At 67.9% G+C, this 25,394-nt stretch carries 22 protein-coding genes, 1 tRNA gene and 1 riboswitch; of the genes, 13 read left to right on the top strand and 10 right to left on the bottom strand.

Going from position 1 to position 25,394, the window contains the following annotated elements; all coding sequences use genetic code 11:
- The first annotated feature begins 133 nt into the window (after positions 1 to 133).
- The 5 genes from MRBLMD1_RS10260 to MRBLMD1_RS10240 all read left to right on the top strand — a co-directional run bounded on the left by MRBLMD1_RS10260 (position 134) and on the right by MRBLMD1_RS10240 (position 5,223).
- Positions 134 to 210, top strand: a tRNA-Arg gene (locus MRBLMD1_RS10260).
- A gap of 76 nt (positions 211 to 286) precedes the next feature.
- Entirely contained in the window at positions 287 to 1,741 is a 1,455-nt protein-coding gene (locus tag MRBLMD1_RS10255) for a dihydrolipoyl dehydrogenase family protein (protein WP_364399228.1), read from the top strand.
- Between the two features lie 67 nt (positions 1,742 to 1,808).
- Positions 1,809 to 2,546, top strand: coding sequence for an ABC transporter ATP-binding protein (locus MRBLMD1_RS10250; protein ID WP_364399226.1), 738 nt, complete (start codon positions 1,809 to 1,811; stop codon positions 2,544 to 2,546).
- Entirely contained in the window at positions 2,543 to 4,579 is a 2,037-nt protein-coding gene (locus tag MRBLMD1_RS10245; protein ID WP_364399224.1) for a YhgE/Pip domain-containing protein, read from the top strand. The genes MRBLMD1_RS10250 and MRBLMD1_RS10245 overlap by 4 nt, the downstream gene beginning before the upstream one ends.
- Positions 4,576 to 5,223 carry a TetR/AcrR family transcriptional regulator gene (locus MRBLMD1_RS10240; RefSeq protein ID WP_224024916.1) on the top strand — a complete coding sequence of 216 codons (648 nt, stop codon included), beginning with the start codon at positions 4,576 to 4,578 and terminating at the stop codon, positions 5,221 to 5,223. Before MRBLMD1_RS10245 ends, MRBLMD1_RS10240 begins: the two co-directional genes overlap by 4 nt.
- A gap of 604 nt (positions 5,224 to 5,827) precedes the next feature.
- Here the strand turns inward: MRBLMD1_RS10240 and MRBLMD1_RS10235 are convergent.
- Positions 5,828 to 6,832, bottom strand: a complete 1,005-nt coding sequence (locus MRBLMD1_RS10235; RefSeq protein ID WP_364399222.1) for an EamA family transporter — start codon at positions 6,830 to 6,832, stop codon at positions 5,828 to 5,830.
- A 72-nt stretch (positions 6,833 to 6,904) separates the two neighbouring features.
- On the opposite strand from MRBLMD1_RS10235, the gene MRBLMD1_RS10230 reads away from it, so the two are divergent.
- Positions 6,905 to 7,843 carry a LysR family transcriptional regulator gene (locus MRBLMD1_RS10230; protein ID WP_159632953.1) on the top strand — a complete coding sequence of 313 codons (939 nt, stop codon included), beginning with the start codon at positions 6,905 to 6,907 and terminating at the stop codon, positions 7,841 to 7,843.
- Here MRBLMD1_RS10230 and MRBLMD1_RS10225 read toward each other — a convergent pair.
- The 3 genes from MRBLMD1_RS10225 to MRBLMD1_RS10215 form a co-directional block, all read right to left on the bottom strand.
- On the bottom strand, positions 7,812 to 8,339 hold the full coding sequence (locus MRBLMD1_RS10225) for a SixA phosphatase family protein (RefSeq protein WP_159632955.1): 528 nt from the start codon (positions 8,337 to 8,339) through the stop codon (positions 7,812 to 7,814). The genes MRBLMD1_RS10230 and MRBLMD1_RS10225 overlap by 32 nt on opposite strands.
- Before the next feature lie 157 nt (positions 8,340 to 8,496).
- Positions 8,497 to 9,363 (bottom strand): winged helix-turn-helix domain-containing protein, encoded by an 867-nt coding sequence (locus MRBLMD1_RS10220; protein WP_159632957.1) that lies wholly within the window; start codon positions 9,361 to 9,363, stop codon positions 8,497 to 8,499.
- Positions 9,364 to 9,930: 567 nt separating this feature from the next.
- On the bottom strand, positions 9,931 to 10,851 hold the full coding sequence (locus MRBLMD1_RS10215) for a hypothetical protein (protein WP_364399219.1): 921 nt from the start codon (positions 10,849 to 10,851) through the stop codon (positions 9,931 to 9,933).
- A 225-nt stretch (positions 10,852 to 11,076) separates the two neighbouring features.
- On the opposite strand from MRBLMD1_RS10215, the gene MRBLMD1_RS10210 reads away from it, so the two are divergent.
- The 6 genes from MRBLMD1_RS10210 to MRBLMD1_RS10185 all read left to right on the top strand — a co-directional run bounded on the left by MRBLMD1_RS10210 (position 11,077) and on the right by MRBLMD1_RS10185 (position 20,083).
- On the top strand, positions 11,077 to 11,817 hold the full coding sequence (locus MRBLMD1_RS10210) for a response regulator transcription factor (RefSeq protein WP_159632959.1): 741 nt from the start codon (positions 11,077 to 11,079) through the stop codon (positions 11,815 to 11,817).
- A gap of 13 nt (positions 11,818 to 11,830) precedes the next feature.
- Positions 11,831 to 13,306, top strand: coding sequence for a sensor histidine kinase (locus tag MRBLMD1_RS10205; RefSeq protein WP_364399217.1), 1,476 nt, complete (start codon positions 11,831 to 11,833; stop codon positions 13,304 to 13,306).
- A gap of 74 nt (positions 13,307 to 13,380) precedes the next feature.
- Positions 13,381 to 14,724, top strand: a complete 1,344-nt coding sequence (locus tag MRBLMD1_RS10200; protein ID WP_364399215.1) for a glycosyltransferase — start codon at positions 13,381 to 13,383, stop codon at positions 14,722 to 14,724.
- Positions 14,721 to 16,829, top strand: coding sequence for a glycosyltransferase family 39 protein (locus MRBLMD1_RS10195; protein ID WP_364399214.1), 2,109 nt, complete (start codon positions 14,721 to 14,723; stop codon positions 16,827 to 16,829). The genes MRBLMD1_RS10200 and MRBLMD1_RS10195 overlap by 4 nt, the downstream gene beginning before the upstream one ends.
- A gap of 30 nt (positions 16,830 to 16,859) precedes the next feature.
- On the top strand, positions 16,860 to 18,962 hold the full coding sequence (locus MRBLMD1_RS10190; protein WP_364399212.1) for an ArnT family glycosyltransferase: 2,103 nt from the start codon (positions 16,860 to 16,862) through the stop codon (positions 18,960 to 18,962).
- Positions 18,963 to 19,196: 234 nt separating this feature from the next.
- Positions 19,197 to 19,358, top strand: a riboswitch (cyclic di-AMP (ydaO/yuaA leader).
- Positions 19,359 to 19,363: 5 nt separating this feature from the next.
- Positions 19,364 to 20,083 (top strand): hypothetical protein, encoded by a 720-nt coding sequence (locus MRBLMD1_RS10185; protein WP_364399210.1) that lies wholly within the window; start codon positions 19,364 to 19,366, stop codon positions 20,081 to 20,083.
- Between the two features lie 218 nt (positions 20,084 to 20,301).
- On the opposite strand, the gene MRBLMD1_RS10180 is transcribed toward MRBLMD1_RS10185, so the two are convergent.
- From MRBLMD1_RS10180 to MRBLMD1_RS10170, 3 genes are read right to left on the bottom strand one after another with little or no spacing between them, the layout of a single operon-like run.
- Complete coding sequence (locus tag MRBLMD1_RS10180) at positions 20,302 to 20,751, bottom strand: glyoxalase superfamily protein (protein WP_364399208.1); 450 nt, start codon at positions 20,749 to 20,751, stop codon at positions 20,302 to 20,304.
- Positions 20,752 to 20,795: 44 nt separating this feature from the next.
- Positions 20,796 to 21,431: a uracil phosphoribosyltransferase gene (gene upp, locus MRBLMD1_RS10175; protein WP_141158139.1), complete on the bottom strand. Its 636-nt coding sequence runs from the start codon at positions 21,429 to 21,431 to the stop codon at positions 20,796 to 20,798.
- A 12-nt stretch (positions 21,432 to 21,443) separates the two neighbouring features.
- Entirely contained in the window at positions 21,444 to 22,268 is an 825-nt protein-coding gene (locus MRBLMD1_RS10170) for a phosphatase PAP2 family protein (protein ID WP_364399206.1), read from the bottom strand.
- A 55-nt stretch (positions 22,269 to 22,323) separates the two neighbouring features.
- On the opposite strand from MRBLMD1_RS10170, the gene MRBLMD1_RS10165 reads away from it, so the two are divergent.
- Positions 22,324 to 22,872 (top strand): nucleoside deaminase, encoded by a 549-nt coding sequence (locus tag MRBLMD1_RS10165; protein ID WP_307487965.1) that lies wholly within the window; start codon positions 22,324 to 22,326, stop codon positions 22,870 to 22,872.
- Here MRBLMD1_RS10165 and MRBLMD1_RS10160 read toward each other — a convergent pair.
- From MRBLMD1_RS10160 to MRBLMD1_RS10150, 3 genes are read right to left on the bottom strand one after another with little or no spacing between them, the layout of a single operon-like run.
- Positions 22,829 to 23,947 (bottom strand): glycosyltransferase family 4 protein, encoded by a 1,119-nt coding sequence (locus MRBLMD1_RS10160; RefSeq protein ID WP_364399204.1) that lies wholly within the window; start codon positions 23,945 to 23,947, stop codon positions 22,829 to 22,831. The two genes, MRBLMD1_RS10165 and MRBLMD1_RS10160, sit on opposite strands and share 44 nt — an antisense overlap.
- Positions 23,914 to 24,309, bottom strand: a complete 396-nt coding sequence (locus MRBLMD1_RS10155; protein ID WP_159632978.1) for a 6-pyruvoyl trahydropterin synthase family protein — start codon at positions 24,307 to 24,309, stop codon at positions 23,914 to 23,916. The genes MRBLMD1_RS10160 and MRBLMD1_RS10155 overlap by 34 nt, the downstream gene beginning before the upstream one ends.
- A 3-nt stretch (positions 24,310 to 24,312) precedes the next feature.
- Positions 24,313 to 25,353 (bottom strand): zinc-dependent alcohol dehydrogenase, encoded by a 1,041-nt coding sequence (locus MRBLMD1_RS10150; protein WP_159632981.1) that lies wholly within the window; start codon positions 25,351 to 25,353, stop codon positions 24,313 to 24,315.
- Positions 25,354 to 25,394 lie beyond the last annotated feature (41 nt).

Below are 25,394 nucleotides of genomic sequence, written 5' to 3'. Positions count from 1 at the left end.
GATTAAGTGACGAAGGTCACCTATACCGGTCTAGTTGCACAGATTACAGCCGCTTCGATTTGGCATCGGGCCCCGCCTCGCGTAAAGTAATTCGAGGTTCGGGGAGAGCGGTTCTTCTCCCGGGACACGGAATGCGCCCATAGCTCAGCTGGATAGAGCGTCTGTCTACGGAACAGAAGGTCAGGGGTTCGAATCCCTTTGGGCGCACCAACAAGGTCCGCACCGGTTCGCCGGTGCGGACCTTTTTTGTGCTGTCAGGCCGGCCGTCCCCGGCTAGGCTTTGGTCATGAATCCCGAGGCCGCTGGGCGCGAATTTGATGTTGTTGTTATCGGCGCAGGCGCCGTAGGGGAAAACGTGGCCGACCGCGTGGTCCAGGGCGGCCTGACGGCCGTCCTCGTGGAAGCGGAACTGGTGGGCGGCGAATGCTCCTACTGGGCGTGCATGCCATCGAAGGCACTCCTCCGGCCCGGCACCGCGCTCCACGGGGCACAGACCACCCCGGGGGCCAAGGAGGCGGTCACGCGCACCCTGGACGCCGCCGCCGTCCTGGAGCGCCGCAACTACTTCACCTCCAACTGGCAGGATGACAGCCAGGTTTCGTGGGTCAAGGACACCGGCATCGAACTGGTGCGCGGCCATGCATGGCTGACCGGGCCGAAGGCCGTCGCGGTGGCCGGCCTGGACGGCACGCAGCACCTCCTGCGGGCCCGGCATGCCGTGGTGCTTGCCACGGGCTCCGCCCCCAACACGCCGCCCATTGAGGGACTGCAGGACGTGCAGGTCTGGGGAACGCGCGAAGCAACGTCGGCCAGCGAGGTCCCGGACCGGCTGACGGTTTTGGGCGGCGGTGTGGCCGGAGCAGAGCTGGCCCAGGCCTTCGCCCGGCTTGGTTCAAGCGTTACCCTGGTGGCACGCAGCGCACTGCTGGGCACTCTTCCGGAAGAGGCCGCGGCCCTGGTCGCCGCGGGACTGAGGGCGGACGGCGTCGAACTCCGGCTGCACACCGCGACGGAGCGGATCAGTGGAAACGACGACGGAACCCTCACCGTAAGCCTTGGCGACGGAACCACCGTCACCTCGGACAAGGTCCTGGTCTCCACCGGCCGCCACCCGGCACTGGAGGGCCTGGGCCTGGAAAGCGTGGGTTTCGAGCCCGACGAATCAGGCCATCTGTCCTTGTCAACGGACGCCTCGGGCCTGGTCCGCGAAATACCCGGCGACGATCCCTGGCTCTACGCCGTGGGCGACGCCGCCGGCAAGAACCTCTTCACCCACCAGGGCAAATACGAGGCCCGCGCCACGGGTGACGCCATTGCCGCCCGGGCCAGGGGCGGGCTGAAGGGGACACCGGAAGACTGGACGCGCTACGCGCAGACGGCCAACCAGCATGCCGTGCCCAGCGTGGTCTTTACGGACCCCGAACTGGCCGGCGTGGGACGGACCCTGAAGGCGGCGAGGAAGGACGGGTACAACGCCTCGTCCGTGGAGCTGCCCATCCAGGTTGCCGGCTCGTCCCTCCACTCGGAGAACTACGACGGCTGGGCCCAGCTGGTGGTCGACGAAGACCGGAAGGTGCTCCTCGGTGCAACGTTCGCCGGCCCGGATGTGGCGGAACTGCTGCACGCCGCCACCATCGCCATAGTGGGTGAGGTGCCGCTGGACCGCCTGTGGCATGCCGTCCCCTCCTACCCCACCATCAGTGAGGTGTGGCTCCGCCTCCTGGAGAAGTACGGTCTCTGAGTTCTATTTGAACTGACCAGTCAGTTCGGTTAGCCTTGATGCAGACTTCTTCTGCGAAAGGCATTCCTTGCTCTCAGCACACCAGCTCCAGGCCAAAGGACGCCGGGACCCGCTGCTTCCCCCCACCTCCCTGGGGGTGGCGCGCGGTGAACTGCTGCTCGTGACCGGCGACAGGCAGGACCAGCGCACGGCGTTGTCCCTGCTGCTCAGCGGCAGGATGAGGGCAGCCGCCGGGCAGCTCAGCTGGGACGGCGGTTCCCGCACCAAGCAGCTCCGCCTGGCCGCAGCCCTGGTGGATTCCCCGGGTGTCAACGAACCCGAGGAGCACCTCAGCGTCCGCGACCTGGTGACCGAAGACCTCGCCCTGATACCCCGCCGCTACCGGGGAGCGTTGCTCAGCGGCCCCTGGCTCAAGGTCAACCGCTTCGAGGACATCGCGGGCCTGTGGACCGAGCAGCTGGAACCCGGGCGGCGGCTTGAACTGCTGACCGCGCTGGCGCTGGCCAACCCCCGCACGGACCTGCTGGTGGTCGATTCGCCGGACCGCCACAGTGCGGATGAGCTCACCTGGCTGCCGCGCCTCCGGGAGTTGGCGTACGACGCCGGCCGGCCGCTCGCCGTCGTGGCGGCAGTCAGTGCCGTCCCCGCCTCGTGGAACGGCCCGGTGGCCGGGATCGGCAATGCCGCACCCGAGCCTGCCCCCGCCGGCAAGCACGCCGTACAGACTGGGGAAGCAGAGACCGCGGAAACCGTCCGTGAGGCGGAAAACCAGGAAACCAAACTCGAAACTGAGGTTGCCAAGTGACTGTCCTGCGGCTGGCCCGCTCCGAACTGAAGCGCATGACCGGTGGGCTCCTGCCCAAGCTGACCATCCTGGCGCTGACCATGGTCCCGTTGCTCTACGGCGCCGTTTACCTGTACGCCAACTGGGATCCCTATGGCCACCTCAACAACCTGGATGCTGCCCTGGTGGTGGAGGACTCCGGCGCCACCAACGCCGACGGTACGCGCCTTGAGGCAGGGGCGAAGGTGGCGGACAGCCTGGTGGAGGGCAACGTGTTCCACTGGGTGCCGGTGGAAAGCTCGACGGAAGCCGATGCCGGCGTCAGCAGCGGCCAGTACGCTTTTGCGCTGAAGATCCCGAAGGACTTCTCCGCCAACCTGGTCTCCCCCGGCAGCTTTGACTCGGCCAGCCAGGCCATGTTGAACGTGACCACAAACGATGCCAACAACTACCTCCTGAGCACCATCGTGGACAAGCTGACCACTGCCGTGCACACCACGGTGGCCAAGGAAGTGGGCGAGGAAACCGCCAACCAGCTGCTCACCGGGTTCGGCACCATCCACTCCAAGATGGTCCAGGCGGCGGACGGCGCTTCCCAGCTGGCCGACGGCGTCGCCACGCTCCGGGACGGAACTGTCACCCTCCACGAAGGGACCTCAGCCCTGAGCAGCGGCGCGGACCAGTTGTACGCCGGCCAGCTCAAGCTGCGGGACGGGGCCAACCAGCTAACCGACGGCGCGGGGCAGCTCAGCAGCGGCCTGGCAGTCCTCAAGGACAAGACAGCCACCCTGCCCACCGACACCCAGACCCTCGCTTCCGGCGCCGCCCAGGTTGCCGCCGGGAACGCACAGCTGAACACCAAGGTGCAGGACGTGGCGGCCCAGCTGGAGGCGGTGGACCAGGGCCTCCGCAACCGCGTGGTGGAGTCCAACAGCAGGCTCGTCGCGTCAGGCGTCCTCACCCAGGCGCAGGCGGACAAAGTCCTGGCCGATTTCGATGCCACCGCCGCGGCCAGCCCGATGGCTGCTGCGAAGGGCAAAATCCAGGCGGATGCTGCCCAGGTCCAGCAGCTGGCCACCGGATCCGAGGCCGTGAGTGTCGGCGCAGCCCAGCTCGCAGCCGGGATGCCGGCACTCAAGGGTGCCATCGCACAGGCCTCGGCAGGGGCTGACCAGCTGCACACGGGTGCCGCCGCGCTCGCAGCCGGTGAGCAGTCCGCCGTCGACGGCGCCGCCGGCCTTGCCGACGGAGCGCGGAAGATTGATGCGGGGGCCGCCCAGCTCTCGGACGGGGCGGGACAGGCCGCCACAGGTTCGCGCACCCTCTCCGATGAGATCGGCAAGGGTGCCGGACAGGTCCCCAACCCCGACGACGCGCAGAAGAGCAACCTGTCCCAGGTGATGGCGGATCCCGTGGCGGTCAGCAACGTCTCGCAGGCCAAGGCCGGATCGTACGGCGCAGGACTGGCACCGTTCTTCCTCACCCTCGCCATGTGGATCGGGATCTTCATGCTGGTGCAGGCCATGCGCCCCATCACGCAGCGGGCGCTGGCCTCCAACGCACCGTCGTGGAAGATCGCCCTGGGCGGCTGGCTGCCCTTCTTCCTGGTCTCGGTGGTGCAGGCGTCCCTGTTGACCCTGGTGGCGGACCTCGCGCTGGGGCTCAATCCCGCCCACCCGGTCCTGATGTGGCTGCTGATGCTGGCCGCCGCCATGGCGTTCAGCGCGCTCATCCAGGGCATCGTGGCACTGCTGGGCTCCCCCGGCAAGCTGGTGGTGCTCATCCTGCTGGTCCTGCAGCTGGTGTCATCCGGGGGCACGTTCCCGTGGCAGACCACCCCCGAGCCGCTGCATGTGGTGCACCAGATCCTGCCCATGGGATACGTGGTGACCGGAATGCGGCACCTGGTCTACGGCGGGGACCTGTCCATGATTGCCCCCACCTTCGTGGGCCTGCTGGGCTACACGGTGCTGGGCGCGGCCATGTCCACGCTCGCGGTGCGCAAGAACAAGTACTGGACACTCAAGACCCTGAAGCCGGAGATCGCGGTATGACCACCGAACCCACGTCCGCGGGCAAGGGGCTGCGGCCCGCCCGGACCAACGCCACCCGCCAGAAGCTCTTCGACGCCTCCATGGAGCTGATCGGCGAGCGCGGGGCCGCCAGCGTCACCGTGGATGAGATCGCGGCAGCTGCCGGAGTCTCCAAGGGCACCGTCTATTACAACTTCGGCAGCAAGTCGGAGCTGATCGCGCAGCTCCTACGGCACGGCGTGGACATCCTCAAGGCGCGGCTGCTCGAGGCCGCCAACGGCGGAGCAACGGGCCGCGACCCGCTGCTCGCCATGGAGGCGATGATCGGCCAGGCCATGGACTTCATGGCGGAGTACCCGTCCTTCGCGCGCCTGTGGGTCAGCGAAAACTGGCGGATTCCCAGCGAATGGCAGGGCACGTTTTCCGTCCTGCGCGGGGAGCTACTGGAAGTCATCGGCCAGGCCGTGGAAAAAGTGGCCGAGGCTTACCCGGTGGACGATTCCGTGTCCAGGGGAAGCCTGGAAACAGCCATCTTCGGTGCGTGCTTCGTGGTGGGCCTGGACCGGCAGACGTACAACCCCGAGCGCACCCGTGACCAAAGCGTTGCAGCAATCATGGCCATCATGCGCGGCTACGTCCTGAAGGGGCCAGCTCCTCAGGGATGATGGAGCACATGCGCCATACGGGGAAGAGCGGAAAGTTCGCGGTGATCTGCGGCGTCGTTGCTGCAGGGCTGCTGGTGCTCACGGCCATGACCCTCGCAGAGCCGGTGTTCCTCGCGTTCCTGGGAGTCCTGGGGCTGGCCTACCTGGCCGCTGTGGCCGAGGTCCTGGTGAGGCGGCGCCGCTTTGCGCTGTTTGCAGCCGGCGCCGGGACCGCCCTCGCCCTTGGCTTTTCGTTGGCATTCCTCAGCACGTGGGAGCTGGCGTTCGACGGCCAGTCCTCCTTCCTGGGAACCCCGCTGCCCACCGACGATCCCGACAACTACTTCATCGGCGCTGCGGGCGCCCTGGTGGCCACGTTCGGGGTCCTCTTCCTGGGTGCCCTGTGGCCGGGGCAGCGACGGACGGCTGCGGCGCGCAGGCCGGCGCCTCGGCAGGCGGCCAAGCGCGGCCCATCACAGCGCGGGACCTCACAGCGGACCGGCCCGACGGCGGCGCGCGGCCCCCGCGCTGCCGCACCCAGATCCGCCACGCCCCGGACAGGCGCACCCAAGACAGGCGCACCCAGGACAAGCGGCCAGGGAGCCGGCGTCCAAGGATCTGCCGCTCAGCGGACGTCGGCTCCCCGAACCCCCGCCCGGGGAACGTCCTCCGCAGCCCGGCGGCCGTCGTCGTCCGCGCCACCTTCGCCCAGGCCGGCACCCAGATCCGGCAACGGCCCGCTCCCCCGCCGCTGACGCCGGCCTCCGGCCCGGGTGAGCACCGCCGTCGCCACGCCGCCCAACAGGAGCATTCCGCCCGCCAGCTCCGTCGGTGACGGCACCTCCGCGAGGACCAGCCACGCAGCGCTCATGCCCACTACCGGGACCAGCAAGGTGAACGGAACCACGGCCGACGACGGGTGGGTGGCCAGGAGCCGGTTCCAGATTCCGTAGCCCACCAGTGAGGCGAAAACAGCGGTGTACAGGGCACTGAGCATGGTGGGTGCCTGAAGAGAGGACAGTGACTGCCACACGGTTCCCGGGCCATCGACCAGCACTGACAGCGCTGCCAGCGGAAGCGGAACCACGGCGCCGGACCACACCACCAGCCCCAGGCCCGAGGCTGCCCTGGCCTTCCGGGCAATGACGTTCCCGGCGGCCCAGGACAGGGCCGCGGCCAGGACAATGACCAGCGGGAGCAGCGGCGCCACGGCGCTGCGTCCCACCGCCACGAGGGCGAGTCCGGCCACGCCGAGCGCCACCCCCGCCAACTGGCGCCGGCTGGGCCGCTCACCGAGGAACACCGCCGCGAGCATGACCGTCAGCAGCACCTGTGCCTGCAGCACCAGCGATGCGAGGCCCGCCGGCAAGCCCAGCGCCATGGCCAGGTAAAGGAGGCCGAACTGGCCCGCACTCATGAACAGCCCCACGCCGATGATGGCCTTCCAGGACACCGCGGGTTTCCGCACAAAGAAGATCCACGGGACAACCACCAGGACAAAGCGCATGGCCACGAACAGCAGCGGGGGAAAATTTTGGCCGCCCGCGTGGAGCCCAATGTCGATGGCCACGAAGTTCAGGCCCCACAGCAGGGCCACGACGACGGCAAGGAGGGAATCACGGAGGTTCACGCTCCTACTGTGGCAGAGCAGCGGATGAAGCACCAGCGCCTAATTCAGCACTGAATCATGTACCTTTGCTTCATGATTGATATCGGGTCGCTGCGTGCCCTCGCGGCCATTGAGCAGCATGGCACAGTCATTGCCGCCGCGGAGGCGATGGGGTTCAGCCCGTCGGCCGTTTCCCAGCAGGTGAAGAAGCTGGAGAAGGAGGGCGGCTTCGCAGTCCTGGAGCGCCGCGGCCGCGGCGTCCTGCTGACCGAGCGCGGGCTGGCCCTGGCGGCGTACGGCCGGCGCATCCTGGCCGAGCTCGAGGAGCTTGAGTCCACGCTCCTGGCGGATCCGGCCAAACCCACCGGCAGCCTCCGCGTGGTTTCCTTTTCCACTGCCGTCAGGGGGCTGGTGGGCCCGCTGCTGGCGCGGATCGGTCAGTCGGGGGCCGCGCTTGACCTGTCCGTCCTGGCCGAGGACCCGCGCGAGGCGGTGGCGAGGGTTGCCAACGGCGAGGCAGACCTTGGCCTGGTGCACAACTGGAACTCGGTGCCGCTGGTGATCCCGGAGCACTTGACGCTTGAATGGCTCTGCGAGGACGTGGCGGACGTCCTGGTGCACAGCAGTCATCCGCTTGCACGCCAGGCGGAGGTGGAGCCGGCACAACTGGTGGACGAACGCTGGATCAGTACGCCCGACGGCGCCATCTGCAATGAAGCGCTCCTGCGGATTTTCGCCGATCTTGGGCGGGTCCCGGACATCAGGATCTACGACCCCGATTTTGCGACCCACATTGCGTTGGTGGAGCAGGGGGTGGCCGTTGCGCTGGTGCCCCGCCTGGGACGGCCGGCACTGCCTCCGGACGTGGTGGCCGTTCCTGTAGTTAACCCCATCCAGGCCCGGCAGGTGGGGCTGGTCCATCGCAGGACCATGACGGCCAGCCCGGGCATCAGGCACGTGGCCGCGCTGCTGCGCGGGATTGCCGGCAGTGGAGCTGCAGCTAGTGGGCCCGGGGCACCGCGAACCGGGTAATCCGGGCGTCCTGGCCGTCGAGTTCCGCCCACGGTTTCTCCGTCTCCAGGACGGTGAGGGCATTGGTGGGGAAACGGGTGGCGGCGTCCATGTAGGCGTCGTGGTCGGAATCCCGCGAGGCGAGGTGCATGGCCAGGTCCTGTACGCCCGGCAGATGCGCGATCAGCATCAGCGTGGTCACGGTGTCCGGCACATGGTTGACCACTGTCAGCATCCGCAGCGCCGATGCCGCGTACAGGCCGTCTTCGAGTTTGGGCGTGGGGGCCTTGTCGCCGAGTTCGGAGCACACCCAGGTGCAGGTTTGCCGGGTGCGCAGGGCACTGGAGCACAGAATGAAGTCCGGGACGATGTTGTGGTTGAGCAGCCAGCGCCCGGCCAGCGGCGCCTCCCGGTGTCCGCGTTCCTCAAGCGGCCGCTCGTGGTCAGCCACGCCGCCGGGCCAGTCAGCCTTGGCATGGCGCATGATCACGAGGCGTCGAACGTGGTGCGAACTCATGGCCCAAGCCTAGCTGGCGGGAACCACCAGAAGCAGCGTCACGCAGAGCACGCTTTCATGGGCGTGCAATGAGACAAAGCCCGCGAATTCAGGGCGCAGCTACAAACGGGACATCAAAAGCATGCCCACAGTGACACGAGCGAAGGCGAGGAAGTTCCTAGATCGAGTACTCCGGAGCGGCCCAGACAACAACCTCCGGGTGCTCGTAGAACCGGTAGCCCTGGCCGCGGACGGTGCGGACGGTGTTGGCGAGGCGGCCGAGCTTGGAGCGGAGGCGGCGGATGTGGACGTCGATGGTGCGCTCGTTGGGCACTTCTTCGGCGTTGCGCCATAGCCCCTCGAGGAGCTCGTCACGGCCCACGGTGCGGGTGCCGTTTTCAACGAGGTAGTTCAGGAGCTCAAACTCCTTGAACGTCAGGTTCAGGGATTCGCCGTCGAGGTGGACTTCGCGGCGGGCGAGGTCGATGAGCACACCGGAGGGACGCGGTTCCTGCGGCTGGGCAGGGCGCGGGGTTTCGGTGCGCTGGCGGGAGTTGACCGTGGGGTCGCCAAAGGTGGAGCGGACGACGTCGAGCGCGGAACCGGGGGTGCCGGCCGGCGCGACCGCCACGGCTGCGTAGCTTTCGGCACCGGAGACGAGCGACTGGGCGTAGGCGCGGATTTCCTGCGCAAGCTTGGCGATGGAGGTGCCTGCTGCCGCCGCGGTCTCCTCATCGATGCCCATGTAGAGGACGAACCCGCGGGCAACGTTGTCGTTGGCTACCGGGCGGACCTGGTTTGCACCTGGCACCACAGGGGTAGGGGCAGTAACGGGAGCAGACTCGGCGGGATGCACGGCGCGAAGCTGGCCGTAGGAATTCGGGTTGTAACCCTGCGGGGCGAAGCCCTGGGCCGGGAAGCTGCTACCGGATGCGGAGGGAGCAAGCGAGGGACGCGGGCCGAAGCCGGGACGGAGGCCGGTGGCCTGGCCGGCCTTGGCGGCGTTACGGACAGAGATGTGGACGTATCCGGATGCAACTGACATGAATGCTTACCTCAATGTGAAATGGCCGGCTCCGCGGCTCGAATGCTGGTTTCCCCGTCACGCGGACCGGGGAGGGACGCCCGACGCTGGGCTTGGGGGCGAATGCCTAAGAACTTCGGTGGGTGGGAAGGTCAGGCGTGCATTCGACAACAGCGCATGTCGGCAGCAGCGGATGTGCTGGGCCAATATTCTGCGGCTGCAGGTGCTGTTGAGTTCTTGTTCACATTGGAAGTGTGCCGCGTAACAATGCCAACTTGCAAGTAACAATGGACCGAATCGTCCGCATTGTGAGACAGATCCGGAAATTGTGCTGCATGTCACTATTTCGGCAGCGGGGATGATTTGGGACACTCGAATCGGCAAACGGCCGAAATTTGATGCTCTTCAGAAGAATCTTCGCTGATATCGCAGATTACCGAATGTGTCCGAAATTCAACCGTTTGACGTGGAATCAGCCCCGGACCTCTGCGGCGTGTCCAACCGATGTCCTGCCCCCAGCAGATTTTTTTGCCCGCGAACGCCGCTGAGCCGGAGGCAGGACAGTCCAAACATCGTTTCAGGCCACCGTCAGTTACTGCTGGTGCCCTGGCTGGGGGTGGTGGCGGTGGTGGCTGCAGCCAGCTGGATGGTCTCGGCAGTGTAGGTGTCCGAATTCTTCAGGGCGGTCACCCGGACGCTGGCCCCTGCGGTCACATTGGAGAGGCTGAGCGTGGTGCCGGTGGAACCTCCGCCCCGCTGCCGCATCCCCTGGGTCACCTGGACGTCTGATCCCACGGCGTAGGTCCGGGACAACCCGTCCTCACTCTTTACGGTCATGGACGTGCCGGAGATCTCGGTGACGGTGCCTGCCTGCCCCGCCATGGTGACGTAGCTGGAGCCCTGGAGGACAACGTATTCGGAGTGGACGGCTGCGTTGAGCCCTGCCGAGCCCATCCCCAGGCCACCAGGCCCGCCGTCCATTCCCATGCCGCCGTCCATGCCACCTGCCATGCCGCCACCCATGCTGCTTTGGCCGTCCGGACCGGTCATGCCGCCCTGGCTCCCCGGGCCGAACTGGCCCATGGCACCCGTGCCGCCCTGGCCATTGTTCGCTGAAGCCGTTCCGCTCCCGTTTCCGGCAGCATAGGCGCCGGCACCGGCTGCCGCTGCCACCACCACCGCGATGCCACCCACCAGGAGGCCCTTCTTCGCGGTCCAGTTCCCTTTCCCTGCCCGGGTCGAATCAGTGGGTGCGTACTGCCTGGGTGCGCCCCATCCCATACCGGAGTCGGGCACCTGGCCCTGCGCCGTCGTCGTACCCCACGCAGCAGAAGGCGAACCGGGAACGGGGGCGTTCCAGCGCTGGGCGGCACCGTCGCGGGCGGCACCATCTGCCGCGCCTTCCCACACCGGGGCCGGTTGGCCCGGCTGCTTTCGGCCTTCTGCTGACGGGTCCGCCTGGCCGTTGTGGCCTGCTGCCCCGGGGTAGGCGTTGCCTTGCTGTTCCATGGCTTTCTCCAAGAAGTCGTCGGTGTCGGTGGTGGTGCTGTTGTCCCTACAGGCTGTGCCGCTTTGCTGTGCAGGGGCTGTGCGGCGGACCAAGCCTGCCTGTGACCTGCCAGGGCACATGCCAGACCGCCACCTCGCCGGGTCACAGGTGGCTAGGCTGGAGCTCACAGCCGGAACACAGCAACGTCAAAGCATCGGCAAACCGACAGATCGGAGAGTTGTCCCATGGCATCCCCGCACCCCATGACCAACAACCTTCCCCAGCTCACCCATCCGGACGGTTCCCCGATCCGCGCCCTGGTGGTGGATGACGAGCCCAGCCTGTCGGAACTGATGAGTATGGGCCTGCGCATGGCAGGCTGGTCGGTGGCCGTGGCCGGCGACGGGCCCACTGCCGTGAAGCTCGCCAAGGACTTCCACCCGGACGTCCTGGTGCTCGATGTCATGCTGCCAGGGTTCGACGGCGTGGAGCTGCTGGGCAGGATCCGCGCCTTCGCGCCGGAGGTGCCCGCGCTTTTCCTGACGGCCAAGGACGACGTCCAGGACCGCATCGTGGGGCTGGCCGCCGGCGGGGACGACTATGTCACCAAGCCCTTCAGCATGGAGGAAGTCCTGCTCCGCCTGCACCGCCTGGTCCAGCGTTCCGGGGTGGCTGCCATGGACACCGCCGAGCTGGTGGTGGGCGACCTGGTACTCAACGTGGACACCCGGGAAGTCACCCGTGCCGGGGACGACATCCAGCTGACGGCCACCCAGTTCGAACTCCTCCGCTACCTGATGGAAAACCCAAAACGCGTCGTGAGCAAAGCCCAGATCCTTGACCACGTGTGGGATTACGATTTCGGTGGCCAGGCAAACATCGTGGAACTGTACATCTCCTACCTGCGCAAGAAGATCGAAGCGAACCATCCGCCGATGATCCACACCGTGCGCGGCGCGGGCTACGTCATCAAGCCCGCCGACTAGCCGGAGGAAAAGCGTGTCTCTTTCCGGTGTCCCCCGGCCTGCCGGCCGCTCCTGGTTCAACCCCTCAACCTGGCACCTCCGCACCCGGCTGATCCTGCTCTCCATGGCCCTCCTGGTGGCAATCTCCAGTGCGATCGGCGTGGTCAGCTATGCCTCCATGGATGTGGTCCTCACCAACCAGCTGGACGCCCAGCTGAGGCTGGCATCCCGCGGCCGGCCGCCGGAAGGCAACCCCTCCGGCCGTCCCGACCCCCTCGACGCACGCGGACAAAGCGTGGGAACGCTCAATGCAAGGGTGGTGGGCGGACAGGTCAGCCGGGAAGCGGGCTTCCTCTCCTCGGACGCCACCCGCACAGCCCTGACAGCCGGGGACGCGGCCACCCTGCAGGCACTCCCCCACGACGGCATGCCGGTGGACCGTGAGCTGTCCAACGGCGACTACCGGCTGATGGCAACCGAAACCCCATACGGCGATGTTGTGATCACCGGCCTGCCGCTGGCAACGAAACAAAGCACCGAGGCCTCGCTGGTCCTGACCATGGTGCTGGTTTCGCTGGGCGGCCTGGTCCTGATCGGGCTGGCCGGCACTGCCCTGATCCGCCGGACCATGCGGCCGCTGGAACAGTTGTCCGACGTCGCCACCAAAGTGTCCAAGCTCCCCCTGGACGCCGGTGAGGTTGCGCTCGCTGTCCGCGTGCCGCCCTCTGCGGCGCATCCCACCACCGAGGTGGGCAGCGTGGGCCACGCCCTGAACCTGATGCTGGACAACGTCTCCAGTGCGCTGGAAGCACGCCAGCGGAGTGAGACGAAGGTGCGCCAGTTTGTTGCCGACGCCTCCCATGAACTTCGAACACCGCTGACCGCCATCCGCGGGTACACCGAGCTGATGCGCATGACCGAACCCCTGACCGAGGACGGCCAGAAGTCGCTGGGGCGGGTTCAAAGCCAGTCGGAGCGCATGACCGCGCTGGTGGAGGACCTGCTGCTGCTGGCACGGCTGGATGAGGGCAAGGCAACCGAGGCCACCGACGTGGACCTGACCCAGCTGGTGGTGGAAACCGTCAGCGACGAAAAGGTCATGGCCCCGGACCACGCGTGGCAGCTGCAATTGCCCGACGAACCCGTCACGGTCCGCGGGGACCCCACCCAGCTCCACCAGGTGCTGGCCAACCTGCTCTCCAACGCCCGCAAGCACACCCCGGCCGGCACCACCGTGACCACCGGCGTGATGCGCTCGGCCGACGGCAGTGTGGTGGTCACGGTCACCGACGACGGGCCCGGCATCCCAGCCGAATTCCAGGGCAGCATCTTCTCGCGCTTCACGCGGGCCGACGCCGCCCGCTCCGGCTCCGAGGGTTCCTCCGGCCTGGGCCTGTCCATTGTCGAATCCATTGTCATGGCCCACGGCGGCACCGTGGAACTGGTGTCACGGCCGGGCAGGACCGAGTTCGCGGTCCGCCTTCCGGCGGCCGGGCCCGCGCAGCCCTGAAGCGCCCTGACTTACACAGCCGCGTCACAGGTTGTGCCTAAAGCCTTCAAATCAGGCGGCGCCACTCTTGATGCATGACGCTCACCGACCACACTTCAGGAACCCTGCAGGACGCCGCGGTGGCGCCGCCGGGCCTTCCCTCCCCGGGACGTGCCGTACGGCGTGCCCCCGTGAACACGCGCACCGCAGTCCCCGTCCTTGATGTCACCATCCCCGTCTTCAACGAGGAGCGCGACCTTGAGGAATGCCTCCGCAGGCTCCACGGACACCTGCGCGACACCTTTCCGCACAGCTTCCGGATCACCGTGGCGGACAACGCCAGCACGGACGGGACCTTGAAGATCGCCGAACGGCTGGCCCGCGAGTTCCCGGAGGTCGCCGTGGTCCACCTTGATGAGAAGGGCCGCGGGAACGCGCTGCGCAAGGTATGGCTCGCGTCCCCGTCGCCGGTCCTGGCCTACATGGATGTGGACCTTTCCACCGACCTGGCAGCCCTGCCCCCGTTGCTGGCCCCCCTGATTTCCGGCCACTCCGACCTCGCAATCGGCACCCGGCTGACCCGCAACTCCCGGGTTGTCCGCGGACCCAAGCGGGAGTTCATCTCGCGCAGCTACAACCTGATGCTCCACTCCCTGATGGCAGCCCGGTTCAGTGACGCCCAGTGCGGGTTCAAGGCCATCCGGGCCGACGTCGGGCAGCAGATCCTCCCCTACACCGTGGACAATTCCTGGTTCTTCGACACCGAGCTCCTGGTCCTGGCTGAGCGCTGCGGCCTGCGCGTCCACGAAGTTCCCGTGGACTGGGTCGACGATCCCGACTCCAGCGTGGACGTGGTCCGCACGGCGCTGGCCGACGTCCGTGGAATGGCCCGGCTCACCCGGGACCTGGTCTACGGCCGCATCCCGGTTCCGGAACTGCGCGCCGCCCTTGCCAGGGGTCCGCTCCCGGCGTCGTCGCGGGCTGGCGAACAGACCCGCGGCAGCAGCCTCTTCGGCCAACTGGTCCGGTTCGCCGCCATCGGCGCCGCCTCAACGCTGGCCTACCTGCTGATCTTCCTGTTCTGCCGGGGCTTCATGGATCCGCAGCTGGCCAACTTCCTGGCCCTGCTGGTCACGGCCGTGGCCAATACCGGGGCCAACCGGCGCTTCACGTTCGGGATCCAGGGCGGAAACCCGGTCCGGCACCATTTTGAGGGGCTGATTGTGTTCGGCATCGGCCTGGTGCTCACCTCCGGGGCGCTCGCCCTGGTCCACCGGACCACGACGCCCGACCGGTGGATGGAAGTCCTCACCGTGGTCGCGGCGAACCTGGCGGCCACGGCAGTGCGGTTCCTGCTGTTCCGGCTCTGGGTCTTCCGGGGAGCCGGCACCAACAAGACAACCCACGCCACCACCTCCACAGAAACGGGTGCACCATGACCTCCACCATCTCACCGGCAGGCGCCGGCTCAACTGCCACACCGCTGCCCGCAAACGCCGGTGGCCCGGCCTCTGCCACAGGAGCTCCACAACCCACCCCGCGCTGGACGCGCTACGCGTTCGGCAGCCAACCGCGCTGGGTGCGCCCCTCGGCCGCCGCGCTCCTGGTGGCCACGGCGGTCCTGTACCTGTGGAACCTTGCAGCCACCGGCTACGGGAACTCGTTCTACGCCGCCGCCATCCAGGCGGGCACCAAGGACTGGACCGCGTTCCTCTTCGGATCGCTCGACGCCGGAAACGCCATCACGGTGGACAAGCCCCCGGCGGCACTGTGGATTCCAGCCCTGGCGGCCCGCATCTTCGGGTTCTCGTCCCTCAGCATGCTGGTGCCCCAGGCACTCATGGGCGTGGCCGCCGTCGGCGTCCTCTACCTGGCGGTCAAGAGGGTCTCAGGACCGGCCGCAGGGCTGCTGGCCGGCGGAGCGCTGGCGCTGACGCCAGTGGCTGCGCTCATGTTCAAGTTCAACAACCCCGACGCCATGCTCACCCTGTGCCTGGTGCTGGCGGCGTACTTCACCATCCGGGCCATCGAACGGGCTGGCTGGAAGTGGCTTGTTGCGGCCGGAGCCGTGATCGGACTGGCTTTCCTCACCAAGATGCTGCAGGGCTTCCTGGTCGTTCCGGCGCTGGGACTGGCCTACCTGTGGGCCGCCCCTACCCCGATCGGCCGCCGGTTGGCACACCTCATGGGCGCACTGGGAGGCATCATCGTGGTGGCCGGCAGCTACATCGCCCTCTTCCAGCTGACCCCGGCTTCAGCCCGCCCGTACATGGCCGGGTCCACCACCAACAGCTTCCTGGAGCTGACCTTCGGCTACAACGGCCTGGCCCGCATCACCGGCTCGGGTGAAGGCATGCCCGGCGGCGGAGCGGCCGGCGGGCCCGGCGGCGGAGCGGCCGGCGGGCCCGGCGGCGGTTTCGGCGGCGGCAACAGTGGATTCGGCGGCGCTGCTGGCCTGCTGCGGATGTTCGGGACGAGCTTTGGCGGCGAAGTGTCCTGGCTGCTGCCCGCCGCCCTCGTCCTGCTGGTTGCCGGCCTCTGGTTCACCCGGCGGGAAGTCCGCACCTCGATGGGCCGCGCGTCGCTGATCCTGTGGGGCGGCTGGCTCCTGGTCACCGCGGGTGTGTTCAGCTTCATGAGCGGCATTGTCCACCCCTACTACTCTGTGGCGCTGGCACCGGCGATCGCGGCACTGGTGGGAACCGGTGCCGTGGAACTCTGGCGCGGCCGGGCGTCCTGGCCGGCCAGAATTGTCCTGGCCGCAACGGTCCTGGGCACCTCCATCTGGTCGGCTGTCCTCCTGGGCCGCGACGCGTACTGGCTCCCCTGGCTGCGCATCGTCGTCATCGTCCTTGGCGTCCTTGCCGCCGCCGGCCTGCTGCTCCGCGTTGACGGCCTCGGCACCGCCGGACGGTTCCGGCGCGCGGGCGCTGCCGCCGTCGTCGTCGTATCCCTCCTGGCCGGAGGACTCGGGGCGGGTGCCTGGACCGTGGCCACCGCAGCGTCCGCGCATTCGGGTTCCATTCCGACGTCGGGGCCTGCAGGTTCGGCGGCAGGCGGCTTTGGGAACCGGGCAGCTGGTTTCCGCGGCGACCGCACCGGCGGTACGGACGCCGCCACCGGAACCGACAGGTTTGACCCCGCAAACGGAATGGGCGGCGCAGCCGACGGCGCCGGTGGTCCCGGCGGGGCCGGCGGCCCCGGTGAGGGAACGGCCGATGCCGCAGTGACCGCGCTGCTCTCCTCCACCACCACGAAGTGGTCCGCGATCGTCTCCGGCGCCAGCCAGGCAGCAAGCCTGGAACTTGCCACGAACACCAACGTCATCGCACTCGGCGGCTGGAACGGCGGGGATCCGTACCCCACGCTCGCCCAGTTCCAGGACATGGTGTCCAAGGGCGAGATCGGATATTACATCCAGGGCGGCGGCATGGGTGGCGGGATGGGCGGCCGGGGCGGCAACTCGGAGGTGGCGGCCTGGGTGCAGGCCAACTTCCAGGCCCAGACCGTGGGCAATTCCACCGTCTACGACCTGGCCAAGTAGCCCGCCATGGCCAGCCGCTACCCCAGCTCCATGACTTCAGGCCCAACAACCGGGTCCACGCGCCCCCGCCTGCATCACGCGTCGGGAGGGGGCGGGGCCACCACGGCCCGGGGGACCAGGCCCGGCAGCCGGCGCCGGGATCCCCTCGGCCGACGGCGGAACCTCGAACTGGCAGCGGTGCTGGCGGGCACGGCGGCGCTGTACTTGTGGAATCTCGGGGCGTCCGGCTGGGCCAACGCCTTCTACTCCGCCGCGGCCCAGGCGGGTTCGCAGGACTGGACGGCCTGGTTCTTCGGTTCCTCGGACGCTGCCAACTCCATCACGGTGGACAAGCCGCCGGCGTCCCTGTGGGTCATGGGGTTGTCGGTCCGGCTGTTTGGGCTGAACCCGTGGAGCATCCTGGTTCCTCAGGCGCTGATGGGCGTAGCGGCCGCCTGGCTGCTCTACCTGTCCGTGCGCCGGACCGCGGTGCACGCCACCGGAGATGCCACCGCTGCCCACCGGGCGGGCTTGCTGGGAGCCGCGGTGTTGGCCCTCACCCCGGTTGCCACGCTGATGTTCCGGTTCAACAACCCGGATGCCCTGCTGGTGCTGCTCATGACGGCGGCCGCGTACGCGGTCCTCCGCGCGGTCCAGGAGGACCGGTTGCGCTGGCTCCTGCTGGCCGGGGTGTTCCTGGGCTTTGGATTCCTGGCCAAGCAACTGCAGGTCCTGCTGGTGGTTCCCGGTTTTGCCGTGGCCTACGCGGTTGCGGGGCCGGGCAGGCTGGGCCGGCGCCTGCTGCGGCTGGCCGCGGCCGGGGCGGCGATGGTGGTTTCCGCGGGCTGGTGGCTCGTGGCCGTGCAGCTGACGCCGGCCGGCATGCGGCCCTACATCGGCGGTTCGCAGGACAACTCCATCCTGGAGCTGACCCTCGGCTACAACGGACTGGGCAGGCTGACGGGCGACGAAACGGGCAGCGTGGGCGGCGGCAACGGCTGGGGCGTTCCCGGCCTGTTCCGGATGTTCAACAACGAGTTCGGTGGCCAGATCGCCTGGCTGCTGCCCTCCGCCCTGATCCTTGCGGCCGGCCTGCTGTGGGTCGGCCGGCGGGCACCGCGGACGGATCCGGTGCGCGCGTCCGTGCTGGTCTGGGGCTCCTGGGTGCTGGTGACCGGCCTGGTGTTCAGCTTCATGGCGGGCATCATCCACCCCTACTACGCCGTGGCGCTGGCGCCGGGCATCGCCGGGCTGACCGGCCTGGGCGCAGTCCTGCTGTGGCAGCACAGGCAGCAGGCGGCCGCCGCAATCGTGCTCGCGGCCGCAGTGGCCGCGGCAGCCCTGACGGCGTTCTCCCTGCTCGGCACCACCTCGGCCTACGGCCCCTGGCTGCGCTGGGTGGTCCTTGCAGGCGGGCTGGCCGGGGCAGCAGGAGCGGGCTTCAGCAAGTTCCTGGGCATGCGTTCGGTGCAGCGGGCGACGGCGGCCCTGGCCATCACGGCGTCGCTCGCCGGACCGCTGGCCTACTCCATCTCCACGGCGTCCACAGCGCACAGCGGGGCAATCGTCAGTGCCGGCCCCACGGCCGGCTTCGGCGCTGGGCCGGGCGGTGCTCCCGCCGGCGTCCGGAACAGCCGGAACGGGTCCGGCCCGAACAGCACCGGCGGTTCAAGTATTGCGGGGCAAAGCAACACAAACCCGGGCAGTACGGCACAAGGCAATACGGGGCAGGGCTTCCGGCAGCCGAACGCCCAGGGCGGCACGGGCTTCGCGGGTGGCCGCGGGGGTGGCGTGGGTGGCCTCCTGGGTGCGCCCACGCCGTCGGCTGACCTGGTCGCCGCGCTCAAGAGCAGCGCCTCAAGCTACACCTGGGCCGCGGCCGTGGTGGGCTCCAACAACGCCGCGGGTTACCAACTGGCAACGGAACTGCCGGTCATGGCGGTGGGCGGCTTCAACGGCACCGACCCCTCCCCCACGTTGGCGCAGTTCCAGGACCTGGTAGCCCGGGGAGAGATCCATTACTTTATCGGTGGCGGAGCCATGCGCTCCACCACCGGTTCGGACGCTGCCACCCGGATCGCGGAGTGGGTGGCAGCCAATTTCACGTCGCAGATCGTTGGCGGCACTACGGTCTACGAACTGACCGGCCACTAGCGGAGGACGCCCCGGGGACCCGGCCGAATGATGCTCTGGCACGCGAGTGCCCGGGGTGAAGGGTGCCCGGGGCCCGGGCAGTCCATTACGGAGATACTCCCTCCGCAGTCACACAACCCGACGCGCTGCCAGCCGTGACTTCCGTTACCTAAATGTGACTTTCACTTAATCTTCCTGTACCGTCGATTGGGTGCGGTCCCCGTTCGGGCCGCATATCCCGGGTTGACGCCAAGCTCTGCCGCTTCCCCGGATTTCCGATTGAGCAACGGCAGAGGCGGGGGACCCACCGTCCCGGGCAATGAATGCCCTTGGGGTTAAGCCAGTACGTGATTTTTCCGTACGGCCGGATGCCCTCATCCGAACCCGACAGCTAACTCCGCAGGTGTGAGAGGCGATCAATCATGTCCAAAAACACGGCAGAAGCACGCCTGCATGCCAAGGCTAAACATAAGGCCACGCAGCAGGCAAAGAAAAAAACCCTCGGCCGCAGGGCCGGAATCCTCGCAGTATCCTGCGCGGTTCTGGTTGGGGTCGGCGCAGCCGGCCAGGCCACCAGCAGCATGGCCCCGGTGTCATCGACCCAGGCAACCCAGGCAGCGTCCGATGCCCAGATGAGCATCGAGAAGAGCGAGATCCGCTCCAACCCGGTGGAGAGCCCCGCTCCCGCCGCAATCGCAGTGGCGCCGCAGGCGGCGGAGCCCGCTCCCGCGGCCCCGGCACCCGCCGCCCCCGCGCCGGCCGCGCCAGCGCCTGCACCGGCACCTGCACCCGAGCCCGCCCCGGCTCCTGAGCCGGCACCCGCCGTCGCGGTCAACGACCCCGCCGGCGCCCAGGCTTACGCCGCCGGCCAGCTGGCAACTTTCGGCTGGGGACCGGACCAGATGCAGTGCCTGCAGACCCTGTGGACCAAGGAATCGGACTGGACCACCACGGCCACCAATCCCAGCAGTGGCGCGTACGGCATCGTCCAGTCCCTGCCCGCGGAGAAGATGGCCAGCTCCGGCGCGGACTACCTCACCAACTACCGCACCCAGATCAACTGGGGCTTGGATTACATCAAGAAGAGCTACCAGTCCCCCTGCGGCGCACTGAACTTCCATTTGGCGCACAACTGGTACTAGGCACCGCTCCCCTGCGGCTGCGCGTCGAAGGACCACCCTCCGCGGAGCCTGCCCTGCATTGACCGCGGCCGACGGCGCGTCCCGGCTCCCCGCCGTCGTACGCCTTGGGCAGGGGCACAGCAGGGAATTGCAGCATCACCACTGCCCGCATCCAAACGGATGCGGGCAGTGGTGTTTTAACCCCAGGCTGTCTTAACCCCGGGTTGAGCTGCAGTGGCCTATGGTGCGGACGTTAGGGTCGCGGTGGTTGGGGTTGCGGAGCCTGTGATTGCGGTGCTTTCGGTTGCGTCCGGCCCGGCGTTCCGCCACGGGATGTACTGGACGGACCACTTGTTGCCGTCCGGATCGGCGAAGTACACGAAGTGGCCCCACGGCAGCACTTCGATATCACTGACGTCCACTCCGTTGTTCTTCAGGTGGTCGCGTGCGGCCTGGATGTCGTCCACCACCAGCTGCAGGTTTGACCCCGTGCCCGGAGGTGCGTCCACCAGCCCCTCCCCCAAACAGATGGAGCAGGCGGATCCGGGCGGCGTCAGCTGCACAAAGCGGATGTCGTCCGAAGGCCGCTCGTCATAGTCGGCGTTGAAGCCCACCCTGTTGACGTAGAAATCCTTGGCGCGGTCGACGTCGGACACGGGGACAAAGACAAGTTCGAGTTTCCAGTCCATCCGCACAGGCTAGCGGCGGTGATCCTGCCGGAAAAGGGGGAAGGCTACCCTGCGATGCCGTACAGGCGGTCGCCTGCATCACCCAGGCCGGGAACGATGTAGGACTTCTCATTGAGCTTCTCGTCGATGGAGGCCAGGACGATGTGCACGTTTGCGTCGCCCAGTTCCTCCTCCAGCTTGGCCAGGCCCTCCGGGGCAGCCAGCAGGCAGATGCAGGTGACGTCGGACGCGCCCCGCTTGAAGAGGAACTTGATGGCCTCGCGCAGAGTGCCGCCGGTGGCCAGCATGGGGTCCAGGACGAATACCTGGCGGCCGGTCAGGTCCTCCGGCAGGCGCTCCGCGTAGGTGATGATGTCCAGCGTCTCCTCGTCCCGGGCCATGCCCAGGAAGCCAACCTCGGCGGTGGGGACCAGCTTGGTCATGCCCTCCAGCATGCCCAGGCCTGCGCGCAGGATGGGGACTACCAGCGGGGTGGGCTTGGTGAACGCCGTGCCAATGGTGGTGCTGACGGGGGTTTCGATGGTGACGGGCTCCGTGCGGACCTCCCGCGTGGCTTCGTAGGCCAGCAGGGTCACCAGCTCTTCCGTCAGCTGGCGGAAGACCGGCGACGGCGTGTTCTTGTCCCGCAGGACGGTGAGCTTGTGGGCGACCAGGGGGTGGTCAACAACGAGAGTACGCATCCCCCAAAACTATCATCCGGCGGTGTCCTTGTTGTGGCTGCCGTGGGCATGCTCCTTGCCGTCCCCGCCGTGGTGGTGCACTTCCTCTGCCACCACGTCACGGACGATCGGACGGTCGAACGACGGAGCCGCACCGGCGTGCTCCCGCCTGCGGACCAGGTGGAACAGCCTGTGGGCCAGTATCACGACGCCCACCCAGGTGAGGCCCAGCAGCCACCCTGCCATGACGTCCGTCAGCCAGTGGTGGCCTAGGAGGACGCGGCTGAGCCCCATGGCGATGATGAAAAGCGCGCCGGCCGTGATGGCGGTGACGCGCACCAGCATGGTGTTGAACTGGAGGCAGACGAGGTAGACCACCAGGCTGATCACCACGGTGGTATTCAGGGTGTGGCCGCTGGGGAAGGAGGGTGAATCCTCGTAGGGGGGCACCGCGTCCGCATGGTCCGGGCGGGTACGGCCCACCAGTTTCTTGCCAAAGGTGGTGGCCATGATGGAGACCCCCGCCGCACCGCCGATCAGGACGAGCGGGCGCCAGTTCCGGCTGAGGAACGTCAGCCAGGCGGTGAGGATGCTGGCAAGGATGGGCATGCCGATGCCGCCGCCGATGTTGGTGAAGCCAGTAACGAACGCATCAAGACCGGGGCTGCGCAGGCTCTCGGCCAGGGCCAGGGCAGGCTTGTCCAGGTTGGCCAGGCCGGCAGAATCCACCACGTTGTCGTACACCTCGGCACCCAGCAGTGCCAGGGACACGATGATGACGCCGCCCACAAGGATGGTGAGGACGAGCGCCGCGTAAGGTTTGAACCAGAGACCTAGCCGATCCCGAAGAGTGTCCATGGTGCCTCCCGGCATCCGTAAGTAACCTGAGTATCCCCGAAACTATCATTGAGCCATGCCGTTGCCCGAAAAGAAACATGATGCCTGGATGGGCCTTGCCTTGGCGGAAGCCCGCAGGGCACTCGCCACGGAGGATGTTCCCATCGGCGCTGTGGTGATAGGGCCGGACGGCGGGGTGCTGGGTTCCGGCCGGAACCAGCGGGAGGAACTGGGCGACCCTACGGCCCATGCCGAGGTGGTAGCCATCCGTGAAGCGGCGGCACGCCTGCAGGAACGGGCACGCCTCGACGGCGGCCGCGCCGACGGCTGGCGGTTGTCCGACTGCACGCTGGTGGTCACGCTGGAACCCTGCGCCATGTGTGCCGGAGCGATTGTCCTGGCCCGGATCCCGAGGGTGGTGTTCGGGGCCTGGGACGAGAAGGCCGGCGCCGCAGGCTCGGTGTTCGATATCCTCCGCGAACGCCGGCTCAACCACTGGGTTGAGGTGTACCCGGGAGTCCGCGAGGATGAGTGCGCCGTGTTGCTGCGCGGGTTTTTCGCCGGTCACCGCGGAGCAGCCTCTAGTCCCGTTCCGCCAGCAGGGCCAGCACTCCCCTTGCCGTAGTACCCCAGTCCGGAAGGCGTGTCCGCGCCTCCAGCGCTGCTGCGCGCCAGCTTTCCCTGATGTCCGGGTCCTGCAGCCAGTGGCGCAGGACGCCGGCCAACAGGCGCGGGCTCTCCTGACCACCTTCCGGAAGTGGCAGCGCTGCCCCGGGAAGCCGGGGTCCGCCGTCGGCCGCTGTTAATCCTGCCAGCCCCAGCGCCTCCACCGCCCCTGTCCCTTCACGGACCAGGACCGGGATGCCGCGGGCCAGGGACTCGGTGACGGCCATGCCGAACGCCTCCTGCCGGGACACCAGGAGGCTGAGATCCGTCCGCGCCCATTCAGCTTCCAGTGCTTCGCCGGCGAGCTCACCGGTGAACCGCACCCGTTCCTGCAGCGAATTCTCCGTTATGGCAGCCCGGACTTCCCGCGCATAGTCGGAGTCTGTCCGGTCCGAGCCCACCAGGGACGCGGTCCAAGGGAGGTCCCGGACCAGGGCGAGTGCTTCCACCGCCAGCATCTGGTCCTTGTTGGGCAGCAAAGCGGCGACGACTGCCAGGTGCGGAGGCGTGGAACCGCCGGCCTGGGCTGCGGGGTCGACTCCGGGCAGGGCGACGTGTGCCTGCGGAAGCCCTCTTTCGGTCAGGACAGATGCGGCCCAGGTGCTGGTGCAGATCACACCGGCTGCTGCGGTGAGCGCCCTGGCCTCGTCTGCCAGGGCTGATTCGCCTGAACTTTCCGGCACCGGCATATGCACCAGCACCCATGTTTCCTGTCCCGCTCGGGCCGCGGCTTCCAGCTCTGCCGGGGCACCAACGGCCACCAGCCCGTCGACGATTGCCACTGCCCGGCCGGGACCTCGCCCAGGTTCGCTTGCTTCGAGGAAGGTGCCCAGCCGGCGTCGTTCGGTGGCGCCGGCCTGCGGCCAGTCCCCTTCAACACTGATGACGTCCACCGCGGCGCCAAGTTCCCGCAACCCTGACACCACGCGGGCGTTGTAGACGTTGCCGCCTGAGCTGTGGCGGATGTTGCCGGGGACCAGCAGCCGGATGTGGTGCACGGTCAGGCGGTGAGGTCCAGGGAATAGGCGGCCCACGCGTCCGGATTCTCGCGCAGCGTGACGTCGAGGCCTGCGAGTTCGCGGCCGTCGTCGCTGTCCTCGATCCTGGCGGCGACTTCCTGGGCGATGTACTCGGCGAGCGCTTCCGTGGTGGTGAGCTTGCCTTCGAAATCCGGGTGCTCGTCGAGGTTGCGGTACTTCAGGCCGGCCAGCACGTCCTCGATGATGGTTCCGGCGGCGCCGATGTCCAGGACGATCGCGTCATCGTTCAGGGCACGGCGACGGAAGGTCACCTCGGCGACGAAGGTTGCCCCGTGGAGCCCCTGGGCCGGGCCGAACGCTTCACGCGGAAGACTGTGGGCAATCATGAAGTGGCGGCGGACTGTCAGGCTGAACATGGGTTACCTCAAGTCTTCGGAGTGGTGGGCGGCTGGAGTGGGTGCTTGGTTGGTGGCAGGATACTCGACGACGTGGCACAGCGCTTCCAAGGTGCCGTCCGCCAGGCTTTGGACGACGCCCGGCAGGTCCTCGAACTTGGAAGAGCCGGTCAGGAATGCGTCGAAGACGGGATCCTTCAGCAGGGACACTGCCAGATCCAGGCGGTCCGCATTGGTGCGGCGGTGGCGCCGGGCACGCGCCACCATGCCCACCTGGCTGGCCCTGATGGACAACCGCCTTGCGTGGAAGTCCTCCCCCAGCGGGACAGTGACTTCCCGGTTGGCGTACCAGGACATTTCGATGACGTCGCCTTCGTCGCCGACCAGCTGCAGGCTGCGTTCCAGGCCTTCCTGCGAGGCCGAGCAGTGGAACACGATGTCGCAATCGGCCAGGGCGTCGTCGGGGTGTGCGAAGTCCACGCCCAGTGTGTCCGCGAGCTGCTTCCTGCCGGGATCGAGGTCCACCAGCTGAAGGCGTTGCAGCGGGAAAGTGCGCAGGAGCGTGGCCACCATGCCGCCCACCAGGCCTGCACCGACGACGGCAACCCTGTCCCCGAGCCGCGGCCCGGCTTCCCACAGGGCGTTGACTGCTGTTTCCACCGTCCCGGTGAGGACCGCACGCCGGGAGGGGACGTCGTCGGGAATCCTGGTCAAGGACTCCACCGGAACCACGTAGAGGTCCTGGTGCGGGTTCAGGCAAAAGACGCGCTGGCCTTTCCACCCCTCGGGCCCTTCCTCCACGATGCCGACAGACAGGTAGCCAAATTTCACCGGGCCGGGGAACTGGCCTTCCTGGTGCGGGGCCCGCATTTCCTCCGCGACCCGTGGCGGCACTGCCCCGGCGTGGACCACCATTTCCGTGCCCTTGCTGATACCGGAGTAGAGGGCACGGACCAGCGCTTCGCCGGGCCCCGGGGCCGGCACGTCCTCGGTTCTGAGTTCGCCGTGCTCCTTGGCAGTGGTCCAGTATGCAGTTGCGTGGATGGGAGTCTGTGAATTTGTCATCTTGCTGATGAATCTAACCGGACGCGCAGGGACGGGGAAAG

It is taken from the genome of Pseudarthrobacter sp. LMD1-1-1.1 (assembly GCF_040676255.1).
Classification (GTDB): Bacteria; Actinomycetota; Actinomycetes; order Actinomycetales; family Micrococcaceae; genus Arthrobacter.
This window is presented reverse-complemented; position numbering and strand designations above follow the sequence as displayed.

What these genes read in the sequence shown, in the direction of transcription:
- MRBLMD1_RS10255 (WP_364399228.1), top strand. Translation starts at nt 287, where the DNA reads ATGAATCCCGAGGCCGCTGGGCGCGAATTTGATGTTGTTGTTATCGGC.
- MRBLMD1_RS10240 (WP_224024916.1), top strand. Translation starts at nt 4,576, where the DNA reads ATGACCACCGAACCCACGTCCGCGGGCAAGGGGCTGCGGCCCGCCCGG.
- MRBLMD1_RS10230 (WP_159632953.1), top strand. Translation starts at nt 6,905, where the DNA reads ATGATTGATATCGGGTCGCTGCGTGCCCTCGCGGCCATTGAGCAGCAT.
- MRBLMD1_RS10225 (WP_159632955.1), bottom strand. Translation starts at nt 8,339, where the DNA reads ATGAGTTCGCACCACGTTCGACGCCTCGTGATCATGCGCCATGCCAAG.
- MRBLMD1_RS10220 (WP_159632957.1), bottom strand. Translation starts at nt 9,363, where the DNA reads ATGTCAGTTGCATCCGGATACGTCCACATCTCTGTCCGTAACGCCGCC.
- MRBLMD1_RS10215 (WP_364399219.1), bottom strand. Translation starts at nt 10,851, where the DNA reads ATGGAACAGCAAGGCAACGCCTACCCCGGGGCAGCAGGCCACAACGGC.
- MRBLMD1_RS10210 (WP_159632959.1), top strand. Translation starts at nt 11,077, where the DNA reads ATGGCATCCCCGCACCCCATGACCAACAACCTTCCCCAGCTCACCCAT.
- MRBLMD1_RS10200 (WP_364399215.1), top strand. Translation starts at nt 13,381, where the DNA reads ATGACGCTCACCGACCACACTTCAGGAACCCTGCAGGACGCCGCGGTG.
- MRBLMD1_RS10195 (WP_364399214.1), top strand. Translation starts at nt 14,721, where the DNA reads ATGACCTCCACCATCTCACCGGCAGGCGCCGGCTCAACTGCCACACCG.
- MRBLMD1_RS10190 (WP_364399212.1), top strand. Translation starts at nt 16,860, where the DNA reads ATGACTTCAGGCCCAACAACCGGGTCCACGCGCCCCCGCCTGCATCAC.
- MRBLMD1_RS10185 (WP_364399210.1), top strand. Translation starts at nt 19,364, where the DNA reads ATGTCCAAAAACACGGCAGAAGCACGCCTGCATGCCAAGGCTAAACAT.
- MRBLMD1_RS10180 (WP_364399208.1), bottom strand. Translation starts at nt 20,751, where the DNA reads ATGGACTGGAAACTCGAACTTGTCTTTGTCCCCGTGTCCGACGTCGAC.
- upp (WP_141158139.1), bottom strand. Translation starts at nt 21,431, where the DNA reads ATGCGTACTCTCGTTGTTGACCACCCCCTGGTCGCCCACAAGCTCACC.
- MRBLMD1_RS10170 (WP_364399206.1), bottom strand. Translation starts at nt 22,268, where the DNA reads ATGGACACTCTTCGGGATCGGCTAGGTCTCTGGTTCAAACCTTACGCG.
- MRBLMD1_RS10165 (WP_307487965.1), top strand. Translation starts at nt 22,324, where the DNA reads ATGCCGTTGCCCGAAAAGAAACATGATGCCTGGATGGGCCTTGCCTTG.
- MRBLMD1_RS10155 (WP_159632978.1), bottom strand. Translation starts at nt 24,309, where the DNA reads ATGTTCAGCCTGACAGTCCGCCGCCACTTCATGATTGCCCACAGTCTT.
- MRBLMD1_RS10150 (WP_159632981.1), bottom strand. Translation starts at nt 25,353, where the DNA reads ATGACAAATTCACAGACTCCCATCCACGCAACTGCATACTGGACCACT.